We start from the raw sequence: 18,917 nt of genomic DNA on the forward strand, positions 1-18,917 counted from the left end.
GTTTTAATCTATACTTCTACATTTAGAAATGATTTAATTATTATAACTCTTGAAAAACATAAGGTAAAGGGAAATAAACTGCCCTTTTTCGACATTTATTGCATCATTTCCATAATTTATATAACCACCCCATCATTCCTTGATTTTGTTTTTGCTGATTGAAATTCCCGATTTCAGGAATCTCAATATCCCGACTATGAATAATATCGCTAGGATTAGTGACCATAAGTTGCTGAGTCCTCTCAGTGCCAATCATCATGGTGATTTTATCGATGGCGGATGTCAAATTCGTATTGCGATTGCGTATGCCATGCGCATCTGAACCGATAACATGAATCATATTATTCCTTAGAAAGAATTCTGCCGTTTCCATCACTCGCGTTCCCATAAGTCCAGTTATACTCGTCCCATTCATTTGGGTCAAGACCCCAGTTCGAATCCACTCCGCTAAAATTTCTGGTTTCTTTGCAAGTTCGGGATATCGTTCAGGATGAGCTAAAATTGGAGTAATGCCCCGCGTTTGTAAGGTGAAGAAGAAGTCATCGGTAAAGCTAGGAATTTCTGATGATGGCAATTCGACGAGCATATACCGACCACCATTAATACAATATGGACCTGGACCTTTGAGTATCTTTAGAATATCAAGATAAAGTGCTACTTCTCCTCCAGGGAAAATATTAATTTCAATCCCGGCTTTCTGGGCTTTTTTTTGCAATCCTGCACATTCTTTGAGAATGCGATCCCAAGTTGGTAGCCACTCACCTTCAATAACATGGGGAGTGGCTACAATATCCGTTGTGCCATTTTGAATTGCTATTTGTAACATGGTAAGAGAGGTTTCCATATTTTTCGAGCCATCATCAATACCAGGTATGATATGGCTGTGTAAGTCAAACATTCAGTCTATACTCCTTTTTCGTTGATTTAAATATTTCATAATCCCTATGAAAACAATAGCAGCTAGGGTGTCAAGAATCACATCGCCAAATCGACCACTGCGACCTGGCACAAAAGATTGATGCCATTCATCTAACGTCGCTAATACTGCGTTCAAGGTAATTGCCCAAATGACTGAATAACTCATTGCCCAATAAATAGCGACCCCCAATGTGCCAAAAGCTATAATATGCCCAATTTTATGAAGAATATAGTCAGGATGAAGAGAGATTGTATAAGAAAAATAACCTGTTGTACCAAATTTAATGGTATACCGCCCAATCAACTTCTTAAACCAGAGTGGTATTGTACTTTCTGGAATGATATGAAGATTTGGGATATTCGATAAAGCGTAAATGATCATAATGAGCCCAGTCACAAGTAACCAGCGCCATAACTTTTTATTCATACGTTTTGAGTCTACCTTTTGTTGTTAAAATTAAACAAAGTTCAAACTTTATTTATGAGCAGATATTTACCATTCCCCCATACGTTGCATAAAATTTAGAATTTATCTCCCTCGCTTTTCCTTCCGATAAAATGAGACACACTTTTGGATTATCCCTATTGACATTATAGCAAAGATAGCTCTTTAAAAAAACAGTCGTAGCCAAAACTACGACTAAATACGCTAGTTTATTTTGCGCCCTAAAGGTTCAGGACGAACTGCGAAACTACCAACATGTGTTTCGAAATGTATATGACCTAGGTTCTTGCGGTAAAACAGGTAGTTGCCAGTAGTTGGCTACCGCCTTTCCCATCAAAATGAGGATGAAAACCACTCAAGGTATCCCGCTCTCGATTTGAGCGCACGACTGTATGCCACCGCATGCCTGATGCAAGATCTAGATCTCCTCTTAGCTGGAGATTACGCGCATGAAAGGTGCCACTCTAGACAAAAATCCCCACACTGTCAAAAAAGATGTACTCGGAACTCATTTATAATGTTTCAATCAATTCTAGCGACATAATCTCTTAATGCTTCCTGCCACGTTCTCATGGGATCACCAATTGTCATACGCAGCATATAGTTATCTAAGACAGAATGAGCTGGACGTTTGGCAGGTCTTATAAATTCTGCCGTCGTCACTGGCACAACATTCACTTTTTTCCCCGCTTGCTGAAAAATTTCGCATGCAAATTCATACCAAGAACACTGTCCTTGACAAGTAGCATGATAAGTACCATAAGCATCACTTGACAGCAATTTGAAAATCACCCAGGTAAGATCAACGGTTGAAGTTGGCGTACCCACTTGATCATCAACAACACGTAGTGTATCATCTTTTTTCGCAAGTGTCAGCATAGTCCGTACAAAATTATTGCCATCACCATATAGCCAAGCAGTTCTCACAATATAATGCCGCCCTAAAATTTGCCTTACCATTTGTTCACCTTGGAATTTTGTATGCCCATATACGCTTTGAGGATTGACTTGTTCAAATTCACGATAAGCTTCTTGCTTCTCACCATCAAAAACATAATCCGTGCTTACATATACCATACGCGCACCTGCTTCCAGGCAAGCTGCAGCAATATTTTGCGTACCAACTACATTCAATCGGAATGCTCCATCTGCATCCGATTCAGCCCCATCTACATTTGTATAAGCAGCGCAATGAATAACGGCCTGTGGTTTTATTTCATTAAAATAAGATTTCACATTTCTTTCATCTGTTATATCTAAAATATCAGAATTCGTCAGTATCAACTCATGATTACTACCCTGTTTTGCAATTTCTTTGCCAAGTTGTCCAGAAGCTCCAGTCACTACTATTCTCATGCTCCCACTCTTCCTCTATAAAATTCAAAGATCATTCATCTGTGGCAACCGTTCAACTTTAATATCTCTAAGCTTTGGATACACTTGATCTTTATCGGATAATACAATGTCTGTCAACGGCCACTGAATACCGATATCTGGGTCACTCCAAATCATCCCGCCCTCAGCGTGGGGTGCATACACATCTGTACACTTATAGGTAAAATATGCAGCATTACTCAATACACAAAATCCATGAGCAAAACCAGGCGGCACCCATAATTGACGATGATTCTCCGAGGATAATATGATACCTGTCCACTTTCCAAAATTCGGTGATCCTACACGAATATCAACAGCCACATCAAAAACTTCCCCCTGTACCACAGCTATTAATTTTCCTTGGCTATTAGGTTGTTGATAATGAAGCCCTCTGAGTACACCACGTGTGGAAAAGGATAGATTATCTTGCACAAACCGTTGCTTAATACCTATTGCCGCATACTTATCTTGACTCCAAGTCTCCTGAAAAAAACCTCGTGCATCACCAAATACCTTAGGTTCAATAATCAATATCCCTGGCAAATTGCTCTCTATAACCTTCACTCGATTCACTCCCATAAGATAAGTCTTTATTTATGATTCTCTTACCAATTGTAAGAGATATTGACCATATCCATTTTTCTTCATAACGTTACCTAATGTTACCAAATTACTGTGAGAGATGTACCCCATACGATAAGCTATTTCTTCAGGGCACGCTACCATCAAACCCTGTCGTTCTTGTATTGTTGCAATGTAGTTGGATGCTTGTAACAGGCTATCATGAGTACCCGTATCGAGCCATGCATACCCACGCCCTAAAGTCTCTACCCGCAGTGCATCTTGCTTTAAATATAAACAATTTAAATCAGTAATTTCTAATTCTCCTCTAGATGATGGTTTTAAAGACTTGGCAAATTCCACAACACGTTGATCATAGAAATATAAGCCCGTAACCGCATAACTGGATTTTGGTCTTTCAGGCTTTTCTTCTAGACTTACAGCCTGCCCATTTTCATCAAACTCCACCACTCCGTAACGTTCAGGATCTTTTACCCAATAAGCAAAGGCTGTAGCCCCTTTGTCTTGCTGAGCAGCAAACTGTAATTTCTGACTAAAACCATAACCATAAAAAATATTGTCCCCAAGTATCAGCGCACAAGGATCATGATCAATAAACTTTTCGCCAATTAAGAAGGCTTGTGCCAATCCATCTGGACTGGGCTGAACTGCATAAGATAAATTGATCCCCCACTGTTCACCAGTGCCTAATAAACTACGAAAACTATCCTGTTCATGAGGTGTAGTAATAACCAATATATCACGAATCCCAGCAAGCATCAAAGTTGTTAAGGGATAGTAAATCATGGGTTTATCATAGACTGGTACTAATTGTTTACTAATGGATTTAGTGATGGGGTAGAGACGTGTTCCTGAACCACCTGCCAGAATAATTCCTTTGGTTATTGACATTTTCCTTTCCCCCTTACGACTCTCCACTTCCCAAACGTTCTCTTCGATAGCTACCATCAGTAACTCGACTGCACCAGTCTCCATGACCTAGATACCATTCTACGGTTTTGATAATCCCTGTCTCAAAAGTTTCTACTGGATACCATCCTAATTCTCGCTCAATTTTGGATGCATCAATGGCATAACGCAAGTCGTGCCCGGGACGATCTTTAACAAATAAGATTTGCTCACGATAAGACAATCCATCTTTACGAGGACTCTTACGGTCAAGCACATCACATAATGTATGTACAATACTCAGGTTGGTTTTTTCATTATGCCCACCAATATTATATTTTTCACCTACAACCCCTTTTTGAAGCACTTTTAAGATTGCCTGGCAGTGATCCTCTACATAAAGCCAGTCACGCACATTCTGTCCTGTTCCATATACAGGCAAAGGTTTACCCTCTAAAGCATTCAAGATCATTAGTGGAATTAATTTTTCTGGAAATTGATATGGACCATAGTTATTAGAACAATTTGTCATCAAAACAGGCAATCCATAGGTGTGATGATAAGCACGAACTAAATGATCGGAAGATGCTTTGGAAGCTGAGTAGGGTGAATTCGGTACATAAGGCGTTTCTTCCGTAAAATAACCTGTCGCACCGAGAGAACCATATACCTCATCAGTTGAAACATGTAGAAAACGAAATTTTTCCTTTAGATCACATTGCAAATTATTCCAATATTTCCTTGTTCCTTCCAAAAGTACGAAGGTTCCATTTATATTCGTTTGAATAAAAGATAGGGGTCCATCAATCGAGCGGTCCACATGAGACTCTGCGGCAAAATGCACGACGACATCAGGCTGATAATCAACAAATATTTGATCAACAGTGACCTGGTCGCAAATATCACCATGAACAAATGTATAACGAGAGTGATGTTCTATCGAACATAACGAATCTAGATTCCCTGCGTATGTCAATTTATCTAAATTAAGAATATGTATATCTTGATTTTTCAATGCAATCTGAATAAAATTACTCCCAATAAAACCAGCCCCGCCCGTAACAAGTACGTTCATGGTATCTCCTCCATGCTAAAATACATAAATTAAATCAACTACTCATTAAAAGAGAAAACTTCTTTCTCTACAGCTTCTAAAGCCTTTTCAATCACCTTATCCATATCATAATAGCGATATTCCCCTAAACGTCCGCCAAAAATAATTTCTGGGGTTGTTTTAGATAATGCAAAATATTGTTCATATAATTTATTGTTTCGTTCATTGTTTATTGGATAGAACGGTTCTTGCCCACGGATCCAAGCTTTGGGAAATTCTTTTGTGATCACACTGTATGGCTCATTACTGCCTACAAAATGTTTATGTTCAATAATACGAGTATATGGGATTTCTCTTTCTGTATAATTAACAACTGCATTACCTTGAAAATTGTTTACATCTAATAATTCATCTTCAAAAGCAAGACTACGATAATCCAATGTACCAAAACATTCATTAAACCATTCATCGATCCGACCTGTAAATACAATTTTCTTTGCTTTTTTCCCCCATTCTTCTCTTACCTTCAAGAAATCAACTCCCAACATAATAGGAACATTCTCGAGCAGGCGATCAATCATTGCATTATACCCTTCAATAGGTATACCTTGAAAAGTATCCTGAAAATAATTATTGTCAAAAGTAAAACGAACAGGTAGTCTTTTAATGATGAAAGCTGGAAGTTCTTTCGCAGAACACCCCCATTGTTTTTCTGTATAACCTTTAATTAATTTATTATAAAGATCATCTCCTACCAATTGAAGAGCCTGTTCTTCTAAATTATGAGGTTTAATGTTAATGTATTGACTTCGTTGGTTATCCAATTTTCCTTTAGCTTCTTCGGGAGTTATTACACCCCATATTTGATAAAAAGTGTTCATATTAAAAGGTAAATTATATAATTTATCTTTATACCGTGCTAAGGGCGAGTTAATAAATGGATAAAATTGCACAAGACTATTAACATAGTCCCAAACCTTCCTATTACTTGTATGGAAAATATGCGCTCCATAGCGATGAACCTTGATACCTTGAACATCTGTACAGTAAAGATTTCCGCCAGAATGAGATCGTTTCTCCATTATAAGACACTTTTTTCCCCTTTGAGTCATTTGATGAGCAAAAACACTACCAAATAATCCAGATCCAACAATTATATAATCATAGTTACATTCTCCCAAACCTACACCCCCACAATCAAACTATTATTCATAGCGGTACACTTCACCATCTTCTGATATCCCTTAGGATAAATTTAAAAAGTTTCTTTTTATATTTCAAAGACTCTTGCTGCTCATCAATAAAAATAATAGGTATTTCTTTTACCTTGAAACTATGGTGATAGACATATACATTGAGTAATCGCTCTGCTAAAAAACCAAATACTCTTCTTTGATAAATATCTTGACTAATGTTTATTCTTTTTTCAACTTCATCTAGGATAGAAAAAAGCCAGGGCATATATTCGTCAAATATTTTTCTGTGCATAATAAACATGTTATAAGGATAAAACCATTTATCTGCAAAAACTTTTTCCATTGAAGATGAATATTCAGGGAAAAGAAGATTTAATACCTCTTTCATTATATTCCAATCTTCGGGAATATGATTTTCTTGGTAATATTCTTCTATACCAATTGGAAAACATCGAGGTGTAGGTAATATCATATCGTATTTACTCAAATACAAATCTAACTTGGCAGGATTAATCATCTTATCAAGATATGAAGTAAAATCTCTACCCGCAATAATCTCACGCGACCCAGGAAAGATACCTCTTCCAGGTTCTTGAAAAGCAAAATAGCGTCGATAATGACAAAGGCCTATAACATCACTGGTTCTGTCATTTTTCCAAATCCAAAAAAGCCCTGTGAGTTCACAATAATTGCTATTTTTTTCAGAAATAGACTCTCCTTCGTCATCACGAAATCCTGGCAACTTAGTATCAGAAGTAGTAGCTCCTACATGGAGAACTTGATAATCAGGATGTACTGGAGTCCAATAAGGTTTATGACAAGCAATATAAAAAGTTGATTTCATCGGTTTATACCTCGATCTCTAAAAAATTCGATTCAGACCTTTCTCTTATAAAAAAGGAATCTATCATAAAAATAGCTAATTAAATAAGAAAGCAAGTTTTTCTAACAGTTCTCTCATGTGATTAGCTTTTAATGTGGTGATAAGTTACTCTATTTACTAAGGAGTGTTTACTAATGAAATTTTCTCGTGGTTTGTTCGACTCTGTTAAGGAACGTATTTTTTTTAAAGGACAATTAGCAACAACGGATCAAACAAAATTTAATATTGGTTTTGGCATTAATGCTGCCTATGCCCGTTACATGGGGGTCGCAATAACATCAATTGCTATAAACAATCCCAATTTAGCCCTTACTTTTCATGTTTTTGCAAATTCAATCGAAAAAATCGATATCGATCGACTGAAGCTTTTATCAAAGCAATGTTGCATAGATATTATACTTTACCTTATTGATGACAAGCCCTTTGAAGGCTTACCCACAAAAAGATATCTTCCGATTCCCACCTACTTTAGGTTCATACTTCCTAAGGTGGTCAATGCCGATCGAGTACTTTATTTGGATTCCGATATCGTCTGTTTAAAAAGCATTATGCCATTAGTAGAACTTGATCTGGAAGATAATATCACAGCAACAGTTACTGATATAAGATATACAGCTACAACAAGATCTAAGGCATTACGTACTGCTCGATATTTTAATGCTGGCGTATTGTTAATCGATATCAAAAAATGGAATTTCAATAACATTAGTGAACAAGCTCTCGACATGCTTTTTGAAACTCCTGACCACTTTGAATTTTTAGATCAAGATGCTCTCAATGTATTATTAGATGGTAAGTCAAAATTCCTCAATAAAAATTGGAATTATATTTTATCTGAGAAAACACGCAGTGGTTCTCAAGATGCAATATTGCTGCATTTTGCTGCAAACCCTAAACCTTGGACAGCTTTATATGACCAAAATATAAAAAGTGCCTATTTCGATTACGAAAAGATCTCCCCCTGGAATGGATTACCTCTCCAACTACCTAATCATTATCACGACATGAGGCCTTATTCCAAGAAACTATGGAAAGAAGGTAACTATATAGAAAGTATCGTTTGGCTTGGCAAATATATAAAGAACAAAAGCATGAAAACGCTTGGTTTAAATGACCAAAAATGACGAAAACTCTCTATGCTTTCTAGTTTAGCTTATCTAATTGGCTACAAACAGCCCGATATACCTCTTCAACGGATAGATCTCTCATACAAATATGTTGTGGACACTTCTCTACATTCATACAATTACAAGGGCTGCAATCAGTCCTATTCCATAATATAGCAGCATTTTCACTTACGGGTTTCCATTTTTCTGGGGAAAAAGGTCCAAAAAGAGCGACTAATGGTATCTCTAAAGCAGCTGCAATATGCATACTCGCTGTATCAACCGTAATAAATAAGTCGGTTCTTCTAAGCATGGAAACTAATTCTCGAATATTCGTTTTACCACAAAAATTGCATAAAGGAACTGCTGTCAGACTTGCCAATTCTTCTACAAATGAGCTATCTTCTTTTGTTCCAACTATAAAAAAATTCACAGAGTACTTTTGATTTATACGATTAATTAATTCTGCAGTACTTGCATTCGGCCAACTTTTTAATTTATTTCGGCCGGCTAAGCAAAGTCCAATGCGAAGCCTTTTAGGTTCTGTAATTGCGGCGAATCTTAGTTCTGCATCTTCTGCTTCTTTAGTCAATTCACACCCTACGAATGGCCTTCCAGTATCGGTTACCTCTAATCCCAAAAAGCCACGAATGATCGTTAAAAAGAATTCAGATACAGGTAGCTCTTGTACATTGTCAATATTTACAATTTCATTGTACAAACGGCTAACGATCTTACTAGGTGCAAGAGATACACCCCTGTAACCAATTCTTTTGGGTATTTGGGCAAAGTAAGTAAGAATAGCAGCTTTTGCCTTTTGATCCATAGCAATTGAAATGTCAAACTTTTTATTCTTTATTCTTCTAATCAGTTGTATATAATACAACCAAGATGTTTTTAAACGTTTATAATCTAATTCTAATACATCATCAATCAACAAACTATTCCAGAGTATTGGAGCAAAATTTGACCGAACCATCATAGTAATATGTGCATTGGGAAATTTTTTTTTATAAAGAGCGATCGCACTCGTTGAAATGATCATATCTCCTAATGTATCTCCAGTATAATAAAATAAAACTTTATTAAATGGCTTGTCAGAAAAAATCATTAATCCTCCACCTTAGAAAGTATAATAGCTTTTAAGCTATTTTTTCATCATTAAATTTAATGGTATTTATTCTCATATATTATATCAAATGTTAATCCAGTATTTTTTTGTATTCTTGACACATTTTCATAATCGTAAATTCTTGATTTACCTTAAGGAATGCATGATTAATAATGTGATCTATGACCGGTTCATTTTTATTATTAAAACAAAACTCAATTTGTTCCGCTAATTTTAAATGATCTTGGTGTGGTACTAAATAGCCATCTACACCATGTTCAATAATTTCATCGACACCTGGAACATTTGTTGCGATGGTTGGAATTTTAGATGCCATAGCTTCACATAATACGAGGGGTAGCCCTTCATAGTGAGTTGCTAAGATAAACAAGTCCAATTTAGGAGCTAATTCCAGAAATTTTCCTGTCTCAAATTTGATCGCCTGTTCCAAATTGTGTTTTTTTACATATTCGATACAGTTGGACTTTTTCTTGCCATCCCCTTGAAAAATCAATTGTATTGGTAATTTTTTCTTATGAATGATATATTCCATTGCTTTGATTAATGTCATTTGATCTTTTTGGGTAACAAATCGAGCAATCATACCAATGGTATATGTTTCTTGAGGCTCTTTTTGCACCTTAAATTTTTCAATATCGATACCATTGTATATCACATTTACTTTTTTAGCATCTGCTCCTTGTTTGATCAGGTGTTTTGCCACACCATTGGACACGCAAATATAAGATAATGTATATTGATCTGTTATTTTGAGTAGCCAACGCCTAAAAGGAGTGTATTTTTCCACATTATGTTCAACATGGATTAAGGGTATTTTTCTGAATGCAGCTGCAAATTTTGTCCACAGATGTGTACTGTAGCCATGTACAATAATCATGGAAGGCCTTGTCACATTCAATTGTCGCGCTAATCGCCAAATATAATCAAGAGCCAAAATATCCTTTACAACAATTGCATTTTTGATTCCAGCTTTGTTATATTTTCTAAGTACAACTTCTGAATCATAAAACTGACTAAAATAATCAGCGAGCATCATTGCCACATTTAGGCAACCAGAAGGTGCTCCTGATACAATGGTAAGTACTTTTTTGATCATGCTTGCCTCCTCAACAATTTTGTATTACTTCTTCTTCTCGAATCGTAGTTTCGCCTTTTCTTGTGCGTATTTAAAATACCAATATAAAGAACCTAAAAAATCCTTTTCATGGAATAGAGCGCGACCAAGCATTTTCATTTCTTTATAGCTACGCGGCTGACTATCTAAGGGAACATCACGCCAAAGAGATTCTTTTGCATAGTGGGTAAAAGTAGTTGCTAGAGGATGTATACACCACCGATGCCAGGGTTTCTCGCGCGACGTATAATGAATCAGAACCGTGTCAGAGGGTATTTCTTTGATCTTTTTTTCTAGATTGCACATGAAGTCCCATTTGCTACTTACAAATTTGACCTTACCATCTAAAATTACATTCAAAGCATCTTGATCTAGCAGATTAAAGACTCCGTAATTTTCAACCAGAAGTTTCATCGCTTGATTGGAAACATCATTTTCCTGCCATTTATTAATATCGATGCAAAGAACACCTGCATTAAAATATTTTCCATTTCGCAATTTCAATTTTTCAATTTGATTTTGAATAAATGGAGTGTTTTCTTCTTGCACGACTGCAATGACAGAGTCACCCATCTTTATATCCATAAGTTCTCTTATATTCCCTACACATACAATATCTGCATCAAGATATAAGACCCGATCTGCTATTCCATATAACACTTTTGCTAGAAGAAAACGATTATAAGTAGCATGTGAATATTGCCAAGTTGTCGGTAGCTGATCAAAAGCTCTTTTATCAATATGATAGAGATGAATTGTCGTTTTATATATCTTAACTAGTTCTTCTAAGCGGCTAATATCAATCTCATGAATCGAATTAACAAAAATATGAAATATGATGTTTTCATTTTGATTATTCATCAGCAACGAGGTAATTGTAACCCCCATCGGTCTCACAAAATTAGCATCAACACCAAAAGCAATATGTATCTGATCTTTGAGGTGATTTTCACGATTGTCACCTGCAAAAACTTCCTGCCTCGCGATTGCATTTTTTAAGATATCCAATTACATCGCTCCTTACTGTAACATTTTATTTTAACCAACCTTCCTTTTCCATCACATCGATGACTTGCTGTGGATGAATATTCTTCATGCACTGCTTATATACGGAATTCCTACAGTCAAGACGTTCACAAGGTACACAAGACAAGTCAGCCTTTAGCACAGAAGCATGGCAAGGCGCCCACCTCTCTGGGGATGTGGGACCATACAAAGCAATGATGGGAATTTGGGCTGTTGCAACAAGATGCATAACCCCTGTACACAACGAAATACAACCTGCAGCATATTGAGCTAAAACGGCGACCTCACGTAAGGTAAAATATCCAGCAGCACTATATTTTTCACCTGCAATACTAGCAATATATTGTTCATCATTTTTTGATCCTAAATAAACTGGTATAATTCCCTGTTTATTGAAATAAACGTTTAGCTCGGCAAAATATTCTGGCGGCCAATTTTTATTTTCTGATAATCCTCTAGCCGCAATCAAGATTAGTTTGTTTCTTGCAAAATCATTTTCTTGCAGCCAGGTATTGATTTTATCAAGACTTCCATCCTCAACAGAACCAACAATAGGTTGAATAGTAGGGATACTGATCGTGCTATCCAAATATTTTAGGTAACTTGTATAATCTAATATTGCATTTTCAGCAAGTTTTTTCCGAATAAAGATTCGATACTTACCAATTGTGACTTCAAATCCCTTATTACCCAATCGGCATCCTGCTTGAAAAGCAAGGATGGTCGATGTAATCCGTTCATCAAGAATGAGTGCTTGTTCATAATTTTTACTGCGTATCTGTGCTAATATTTCTTTTTTCGTTGAACGTTGATATCCAAAAACCTCATCGATATAAGGGTGATTTGTCACAACGTCAACAGCTTTCTGAGAAACTAGAATTCCGATCTGCGCTGTTGGAATATGCTCTTTAATGGCCTGAGCTAAAGGCGTAGTAAGTACTACGTCACCAATTCCCAGTCGATTGATAATGAGTATTTTTTTCATATACACCTACACCAAACTTGCATAAAGATTTTCAACTTTAGCAATCAGACTTTTTAGAGTAAATTTTTCAAGAACAATCTGTTCTCCTCTAGTCCCCATTTTTTTTCCTAATTCTTCGTCTAACAAAATGGTCGAGATATAGTTTGCCAGCTGATCCACATCCCCTGGTTCAATCATAAATCCATTTTCACCATGTGTAATCATTTCTGGAACTCCAGCAATGTTCGTTGCGATCACAGGTTTTCTCATTAACATCGCCTCGAGCATATTGATCGGAAATCCTTCCATGTCCGAGGGTCTTACAACAATATCTGATATGGCAATGAGTTCTGGAATATCTTCACGATAGCCAGTAAAGATAACAAATTTATCTAAACCGTCCTCAGCAACTTGTTTTCTAAATCGCTCTTCATGTTCACCGCTACCTACTAAAAGTATTTTTACATTTGGGCATTTTTGCGCTACAGCTTTGGTGGCTGCAATCAAATATTGCTGCCCTTTTGATTCATATAAACGAGCAATTAAACTGACTACTTGTTCGTTTGCTTTTATGCCAAACCCTTCACGCAACTGATTGAGTTGATCTTTAGGATATTTGTCTACATTATAGCGTTCACTATCGGCTCCGTTATAAATGGTATGGACCTTATCAGGGCTAAAGCCAAAATCTGCAATGAATCGCTTTTTTAAAAATTCACTCACGGTAATAATATGATCAAATATTTTTCCGTAATAAGATTTAAACACCGCTCTATTCCAAGGATCATGAATCGTTACCACAAAGGGTATGCCAATCATCCTCTTAATATAAGACGCAAGATAGCCTGCTGTACGCTGATGACTATGTATAATGTCAATTTTCTTATCTTTGATCAATTTCGCAAGTTCTTTGCTTACGATTACATATTGAAATGGATTGGCCGAACGAAAATTAAAAGACCACTGTTCTTTAACTAGTTCATCCATTTTTTTTGATTTTTCTCCATGCACTGCTAGATATACATTGTGGCCTTTTGCTGTAAGACCTTTAATTAAATCAGTCACATGGGTTTCTGCGCCACCAACCCGCCACGGCTGAGAAAACAAGATCAGAATATTCACACTCTTCCTCCATTACTTCTATACTTTATGATTAAAAGGATAGTACACTCTTTATACTTTCAAATACCCTGTCAGGATGAATGGTCGACATACAATCTTCATCTTTAGGGCATACTTTTTTCCAACATCCTTGACATGGCACTGGTGCCAATACTATTTGATGCCCCTTGCCATAAGGACCATTCCGTTTAGGATCCGTCGGTCCAAATAGAGTAACGACTTTCGCGCCTACTGCTACTGCTAGATGCATTGGCCCAGTATCACCACCTATAAAGGTCTGTGATCCTTTTATCAGATAAGCCAATTGTTTCATCGTCGTCTTACCCGTCAAATCAATAGGTGGCACCTTAGTGTTAGCAATGATTTCTTGAGCTAATCTTTGATCATTCGGTCCGCCGACAATCACAGGAATCAGATTGCAATCATACAATTTATCTACTAATTCAGCGAAATGAGTTGTTGGCCAGCATTTCGATGGCCAGTTAGTCCCAGGGGCTAAAACAATGTATGGGTTCTCCAATCTGAGTCCAGCATGATTAGCAATCATTACTGTTTTTTTTGCTTCTAATTCTGTAATATATAAGGGAAAAACAACTTCATCGATTTTACAGTTGAGGTGCCGGGCTACATCAAGATATCGTTCTACCACATGCCCTTGTTCATGCTCACCACAAATACGCTGACCTATGAAGTGACTCAATTCTCGCGCATTACAGTAGACCAAACGCTGCGTGGCACCACTTAAATAGGATATAGCCGCACTTTTGAATAATCCCTGGAGATCAATCGCCAGATCAAATTGGCACGCCTTTAGTTCTTTGGCAAATGTATAACCATTGGTTAGTAAACCTGCGATAGATTTAAATTTCGGCTTATCAAAAATTATAATTTCATCAATATCAGGATTATTGGTCAATAAATCATATGCAGGTTTCTCTACTACCCAAGTGATACGAGAATTAGGATATTTTTTTTTAAGAGCATGAGCAACTGGCAACGCATGTATCACATCACCAATTGCACTCAGCTTAACAATAAGGATATTTTTATAGTTCATCAAAATACCTCATATGCATTTATTTTTGCATCTTTTTAATCACATTACTTGTTGAACGCCCTGGAACTTCTGGAATTAGAATGGTTTGACCACCATACTTCGCAGCAATAACAGCCTCAGGGAGATCCTTTATATCATAATCTCCACCTTTGACATAGATGTCTGGTTTAATATGAGCGACTAGTTTTTCTGCTGTAACTTCTTCAAAGATCACTACATAATCAACAGCAGAAAGAGCCGATATGACTTCGGCTCGGTCTTCTTGAGTGTTTATTGGACGCGATGGTCCTTTAAGAGCTCGCACTGATTGATCACTATTAAGACCCAGAATGAGGCAATCGCCAAGGTCCCTAGCCGCTTTTAAGTATCGTACATGACCTGCATGTAGAATATCAAAACAACCGTTAGTGAAAACAATTCTTTTTCCATCCGCTTTAAACTTTTCCGCGATACTCTTTATTTCATGTTCATCAATTATTTTCATAATGCACCTACTTTAAAATGTTCTCTATATGCCTGCCTATTAAGCAAAATGTTCTCCAATCCCACGGCGAAGTTCATCTTGTGTAGTCGTTGCTGTACCTGGTTTCTTTACGACAATACCAGCAGCGAAATTCGATAGGCGAGCAGCTTCTTCATAGGATGCTCCAGCTGCCAATGCAAGAATCATCGTTGCCACTACTGTATCGCCTGCACCTGTTACATCGTAGACTTCACTCTTATTTGTGACAGCAATCTGCGTAAATTTTCCTGTTTTTTCAAACAGTCCCATTCCATCCGGACCAAGAGTAATGAGTACAGCCTCAGCATCTAATTTCTCAAGAATTTCATTACCAGCCCTTATCAGTGAGGCTTGATCAACAATTTCATACCCTACTGCTGCTGCGGCTTCCGATTCGTTTTGTTTGACCACCGTCACCCCATGATAAGACATAACATTATACCGCGAATCGACAATACAAGGAATATGATTTTTCTGGCAAGCATCAATCACACTTCTTATAATATTGGGCGTCACAGTATTGCTGCCATAGTCACTAAGCACGACACCATGCATGTCCCTAATATGCTCCTGAATATAATCATTGACTCTTTGCTCAATTTCAACATCCAAAGGTCGCTTATTCTCTTTGTCAATCCGTACTACTTGTTGACGTACTGTTGCCTGCCCACCTGCCATAACTCGCGTTTTTGTGATGGTGGGACGACGATGGTCCTCAATCAATCCAGCAGTGTCTACTGTTTTATTGTGCAAAATTCTACTCAGTTCCTGGCCTGCAAAATCATTGCCGACTACACCAATCGCATACACATGTCCACTTAATGTTGCAGCATTATGCACGACATTAGAAGCGCCACCCGGGACAACATTTTCTGCGGCATGCTCCAGTATAAGGACAGGCGCTTCTCTTGAAATACGAGATATTTTGCCCTCAAGATATACATCTGCAACCATATCTCCAATGACCATAATTTTATATTTTTGTAGTTTATTAATAATTTTCAGCAGTGAGTTGTATAGCATAACTAAGCCCCTTTATCATTTTACCATTCTACGGTAGATAATTTCAAATTCCACTGACCTCGTTTAGCTCGATATGTGAGATCAGCATCTATGCAATGCAAGTTATGTCGCCATGTATAATCCATATCCTTGATTTTACTCGCATCTAGATAGTAATCCATTTTGACACTTGCACTATTCCTTGCATCAATATGATACGTCAAACCAGCAAAAAGTTCACGACTCGTATCAAGTCGATCATAATCATATGGAGATGTCCCACTTTGATTATTATAAGCATAAGTCATCCATGTTTCAAACCGTTCATTCGGCTTTACTGTTACCGTAGTATCGATGCTCCAAATATTATTGGTTGATTTATCATATCCATAATTTATGTTTTCGAAACCAGAGCCAACCACTAGAGTTGTTTTATCGTTTAGCTGAATTGGATCACGGCTGAAATACAATTTATAACTTTGTCGCCATCCCGTAATCGCCCCTTCGCTCCACTTACCACTGGTCGCAGTAAAATCGCCTATCACTTTGCCAAAACGCTTAGAATTCATTTTTAGCATTAACTCTGGTTCGCGTTCAACCCACTCATCATCACCATTTTTTTCTTTCCCTTGATAAAGTTTGATCGTATAGTCATTTTGCCGGCTAGCAAAACCATAAGTGGGCATGAAACCTTGCTTAGAGTAATAATCCGCATCAATAAACGCTGTTAGTCGATCAGCAAGTGGGTATTCAAAATATTGAGAAATACTTAAACCTGTGGAAGAGTCATATCCGATCCGGGGAAAAGCACTTTTTTGCTGACCTGGAACCAATGATGTTTCGTATGTCGCCATTGAATAAATCATCATCTTACCGATCCAAAATTTAGCATTATGGACAATCATCTTTTCACCGGGCCAAATTTCAACTTTCTCCGCACTAATATGGTAATCAGGAACAACCGCAGGACACCGCGTCACTGTACCATCAAAGGCCACCATTTTTTCAGGAGAAAAGTCTACATTCGTACCTGAAAGATATTCTTTACCTACTTTACCTTTCACTTCATGCATATTCCCGATACGACTGGTATAATTATAGTGAGTCCCTGTACCAACAAGCGTGGTATCTGCTTCTTTCAATATCGCTTTACCGTCTATCCAAATTTCTGTCTGCTTCGTATTACCTCGCACCTCTTCAGTTGAAATCACTTGAACATTTTTGGTCAAAACCACATTGCCTTTTGCAAATAAATCACCTGTCAAATCACTAAAAGATAGTTCATCCGCTTCAACCACAACTGGTAATTTAACGGCATTAACATCCGTTGATTTATTTTCCTGTTTATCAGCAGCCTGCCCTGTCATGACAATAGATGTAATGAGCATACAGAGGGATGCAGAGAACATAAATTTCTTAATTTGCATATTTTTCTCCTATCGAAAATTGTATACTTTCTTATCTAACATTCTACAATTATACACCTTTTCCTGCATAACTTCACTGGACAATATATAGAAAAAGCCGTCCTGCGACGGCTTTTTCTATATTATATACCATTTGTGACTTTATATACCATACAAGGTAACTTGCTCTTTGATTTGAACATAGACCTCTGCTCCAGCTGGAATTTCAACATCCTTGCCATGGACAAAGGCACCTCCAACAATGCCAACAGGGCCAAGAATCATCATACCAGCAACAGAAGCACCTGCAGCAGTCGCCAATGATTTGTTCTCAGCTTTGGCTTTTTCACCAAGTATCGTATGAATTATTGAACCATCAATCGCATCTACACTATCAAAGCTAATCTCCAGTTGAGCATCACGACCAAAGTTTTTGGATTCTTCCACCTTGCTTACTTTACCTGTTCCTTGGGCACCTTTCGCAATGATCAAACTTCCGTCGACATATATATCATCTGCAACTTGAAACACAACGACATCGCCCGTGCGACTCACCTTAGTATTAAGCGGGGTAACCAGCTTAATCTTTAATAAGTTATCTTTATTAACAGTTACATTATGAACAACTAATTTTCCATTAGCATATGCAAATTTAAGCAATTGATTTAAACGATCATCAAAGGGTCCTGCCGTTGCATTGCCCAAAAGAACACGTTCAAGATTTTCAATGCGTACCTTAACTGGTTGGACTGTAACCATATGAGTCAATGACCATTCAGCTGCATTCATTTTTATTAAAAACGAAGGAGCATTATCAAAATTGATGCGACAATAAGAATAAATTTTATCAACGCGGCTGACTAAGGAGCCCGTATTTTCTTTACCCCAAATATCTTTTTCCAATTTGCTAATACGCTCTACTAGAGGTCCCGATTGTTCCGAGCCATCAAAAAACTTTTCTACAACAATCACTTTATCTAATACTGCCATATCTGGCATCGCCTCAGCAAAAACCAATCCCATATTTGAACATATAAACAATGTAAGTACCAATACGCTGATCATTTTACGCAACATATAACACAGATCCTCCTCGTAATTTTTATACATAATTCGTGATAAAGTTAATAATATCCTGCTTTC

General features: G+C 37.2%; 19 protein-coding genes. 1 reads left to right on the forward strand and 18 read right to left on the reverse strand.

The window, feature by feature from the left end:
* Positions 1-103: 103 nt before the first annotated feature.
* The 8 genes from ACAN52_RS00915 to ACAN52_RS00950 form a co-directional block, all read right to left on the reverse strand.
* The gene (locus ACAN52_RS00915; protein ID WP_378950825.1) at positions 104-898 is read right to left on the reverse strand and encodes a tyrosine-protein phosphatase; all 795 of its coding nucleotides are present in this window, start codon (positions 896-898) and stop codon (positions 104-106) included.
* Positions 899-1,345 carry a VanZ family protein gene (locus tag ACAN52_RS00920; protein ID WP_378950828.1) on the reverse strand — a complete coding sequence of 149 codons (447 nt, stop codon included), beginning with the start codon at positions 1,343-1,345 and terminating at the stop codon, positions 899-901.
* Between the two features lie 540 nt (positions 1,346-1,885).
* Positions 1,886-2,719: a dTDP-4-dehydrorhamnose reductase gene (rfbD, locus tag ACAN52_RS00925; protein ID WP_378950831.1), complete on the reverse strand. Its 834-nt coding sequence runs from the start codon at positions 2,717-2,719 to the stop codon at positions 1,886-1,888.
* A 24-nt stretch (positions 2,720-2,743) separates the two neighbouring features.
* Entirely contained in the window at positions 2,744-3,304 is a 561-nt protein-coding gene (gene rfbC / locus ACAN52_RS00930) for a dTDP-4-dehydrorhamnose 3,5-epimerase (RefSeq protein ID WP_378950834.1), read from the reverse strand.
* Between the two features lie 30 nt (positions 3,305-3,334).
* A complete protein-coding gene (gene rfbA / locus ACAN52_RS00935; protein ID WP_378950837.1) occupies positions 3,335-4,213 on the reverse strand; it encodes a glucose-1-phosphate thymidylyltransferase RfbA in 879 nt (292 codons plus the stop codon).
* Between the two features lie 13 nt (positions 4,214-4,226).
* Positions 4,227-5,285 carry a dTDP-glucose 4,6-dehydratase gene (gene rfbB, locus ACAN52_RS00940; RefSeq protein ID WP_378950840.1) on the reverse strand — a complete coding sequence of 353 codons (1,059 nt, stop codon included), beginning with the start codon at positions 5,283-5,285 and terminating at the stop codon, positions 4,227-4,229.
* Between the two features lie 38 nt (positions 5,286-5,323).
* Positions 5,324-6,445 carry a UDP-galactopyranose mutase gene (gene glf, locus ACAN52_RS00945; protein ID WP_378950843.1) on the reverse strand — a complete coding sequence of 374 codons (1,122 nt, stop codon included), beginning with the start codon at positions 6,443-6,445 and terminating at the stop codon, positions 5,324-5,326.
* 43 nt (positions 6,446-6,488) lie between these two features.
* A complete protein-coding gene (locus ACAN52_RS00950; protein WP_378950846.1) occupies positions 6,489-7,304 on the reverse strand; it encodes a DUF4422 domain-containing protein in 816 nt (271 codons plus the stop codon).
* A 173-nt stretch (positions 7,305-7,477) separates the two neighbouring features.
* Here ACAN52_RS00950 and ACAN52_RS00955 point away from each other — a divergent pair, with 173 nt between their 5' ends.
* Positions 7,478-8,467, forward strand: a complete 990-nt coding sequence (locus ACAN52_RS00955) for a glycosyltransferase family 8 protein (RefSeq protein ID WP_378950849.1) — start codon at positions 7,478-7,480, stop codon at positions 8,465-8,467.
* 19 nt (positions 8,468-8,486) lie between these two features.
* On the opposite strand, the gene waaF (ACAN52_RS00960) is transcribed toward ACAN52_RS00955, so the two are convergent.
* The 10 genes from waaF (ACAN52_RS00960) to ACAN52_RS01005 all read right to left on the reverse strand — a co-directional run bounded on the left by waaF (ACAN52_RS00960) (position 8,487) and on the right by ACAN52_RS01005 (position 18,851).
* Positions 8,487-9,560, reverse strand: coding sequence for a lipopolysaccharide heptosyltransferase II (waaF, locus tag ACAN52_RS00960; protein ID WP_378950852.1), 1,074 nt, complete (start codon positions 9,558-9,560; stop codon positions 8,487-8,489).
* 91 nt (positions 9,561-9,651) lie between these two features.
* Positions 9,652-10,677 carry a glycosyltransferase gene (locus ACAN52_RS00965; protein ID WP_378950855.1) on the reverse strand — a complete coding sequence of 342 codons (1,026 nt, stop codon included), beginning with the start codon at positions 10,675-10,677 and terminating at the stop codon, positions 9,652-9,654.
* 24 nt (positions 10,678-10,701) lie between these two features.
* Positions 10,702-11,703 carry a glycosyltransferase family 8 protein gene (locus tag ACAN52_RS00970; RefSeq protein WP_378950858.1) on the reverse strand — a complete coding sequence of 334 codons (1,002 nt, stop codon included), beginning with the start codon at positions 11,701-11,703 and terminating at the stop codon, positions 10,702-10,704.
* Positions 11,704-11,728: 25 nt separating this feature from the next.
* Positions 11,729-12,706, reverse strand: a complete 978-nt coding sequence (locus tag ACAN52_RS00975; protein WP_378950861.1) for a glycosyltransferase family 9 protein — start codon at positions 12,704-12,706, stop codon at positions 11,729-11,731.
* A 6-nt stretch (positions 12,707-12,712) separates the two neighbouring features.
* Positions 12,713-13,807: a glycosyltransferase family 4 protein gene (locus tag ACAN52_RS00980; RefSeq protein WP_378950864.1), complete on the reverse strand. Its 1,095-nt coding sequence runs from the start codon at positions 13,805-13,807 to the stop codon at positions 12,713-12,715.
* A 31-nt stretch (positions 13,808-13,838) separates the two neighbouring features.
* Entirely contained in the window at positions 13,839-14,864 is a 1,026-nt protein-coding gene (waaF, locus tag ACAN52_RS00985; RefSeq protein ID WP_378950867.1) for a lipopolysaccharide heptosyltransferase II, read from the reverse strand.
* A gap of 19 nt (positions 14,865-14,883) precedes the next feature.
* Positions 14,884-15,348, reverse strand: a complete 465-nt coding sequence (gene rfaE2, locus ACAN52_RS00990) for a D-glycero-beta-D-manno-heptose 1-phosphate adenylyltransferase (protein ID WP_378950870.1) — start codon at positions 15,346-15,348, stop codon at positions 14,884-14,886.
* Positions 15,349-15,387: 39 nt separating this feature from the next.
* Positions 15,388-16,389, reverse strand: coding sequence for a bifunctional heptose 7-phosphate kinase/heptose 1-phosphate adenyltransferase (locus tag ACAN52_RS00995; RefSeq protein ID WP_378950872.1), 1,002 nt, complete (start codon positions 16,387-16,389; stop codon positions 15,388-15,390).
* A 20-nt stretch (positions 16,390-16,409) separates the two neighbouring features.
* Positions 16,410-17,795: an LPS-assembly protein LptD gene (locus ACAN52_RS01000; RefSeq protein ID WP_378950875.1), complete on the reverse strand. Its 1,386-nt coding sequence runs from the start codon at positions 17,793-17,795 to the stop codon at positions 16,410-16,412.
* 141 nt (positions 17,796-17,936) lie between these two features.
* The gene (locus ACAN52_RS01005) at positions 17,937-18,851 is read right to left on the reverse strand and encodes a hypothetical protein (protein ID WP_378950878.1); all 915 of its coding nucleotides are present in this window, start codon (positions 18,849-18,851) and stop codon (positions 17,937-17,939) included.
* Positions 18,852-18,917 lie beyond the last annotated feature (66 nt).

The organism is Pelosinus sp. sgz500959 (genome assembly GCF_042610375.1).
GTDB lineage: Bacteria > Bacillota > Negativicutes > DSM-13327 > DSM-13327 > CTSoil-075.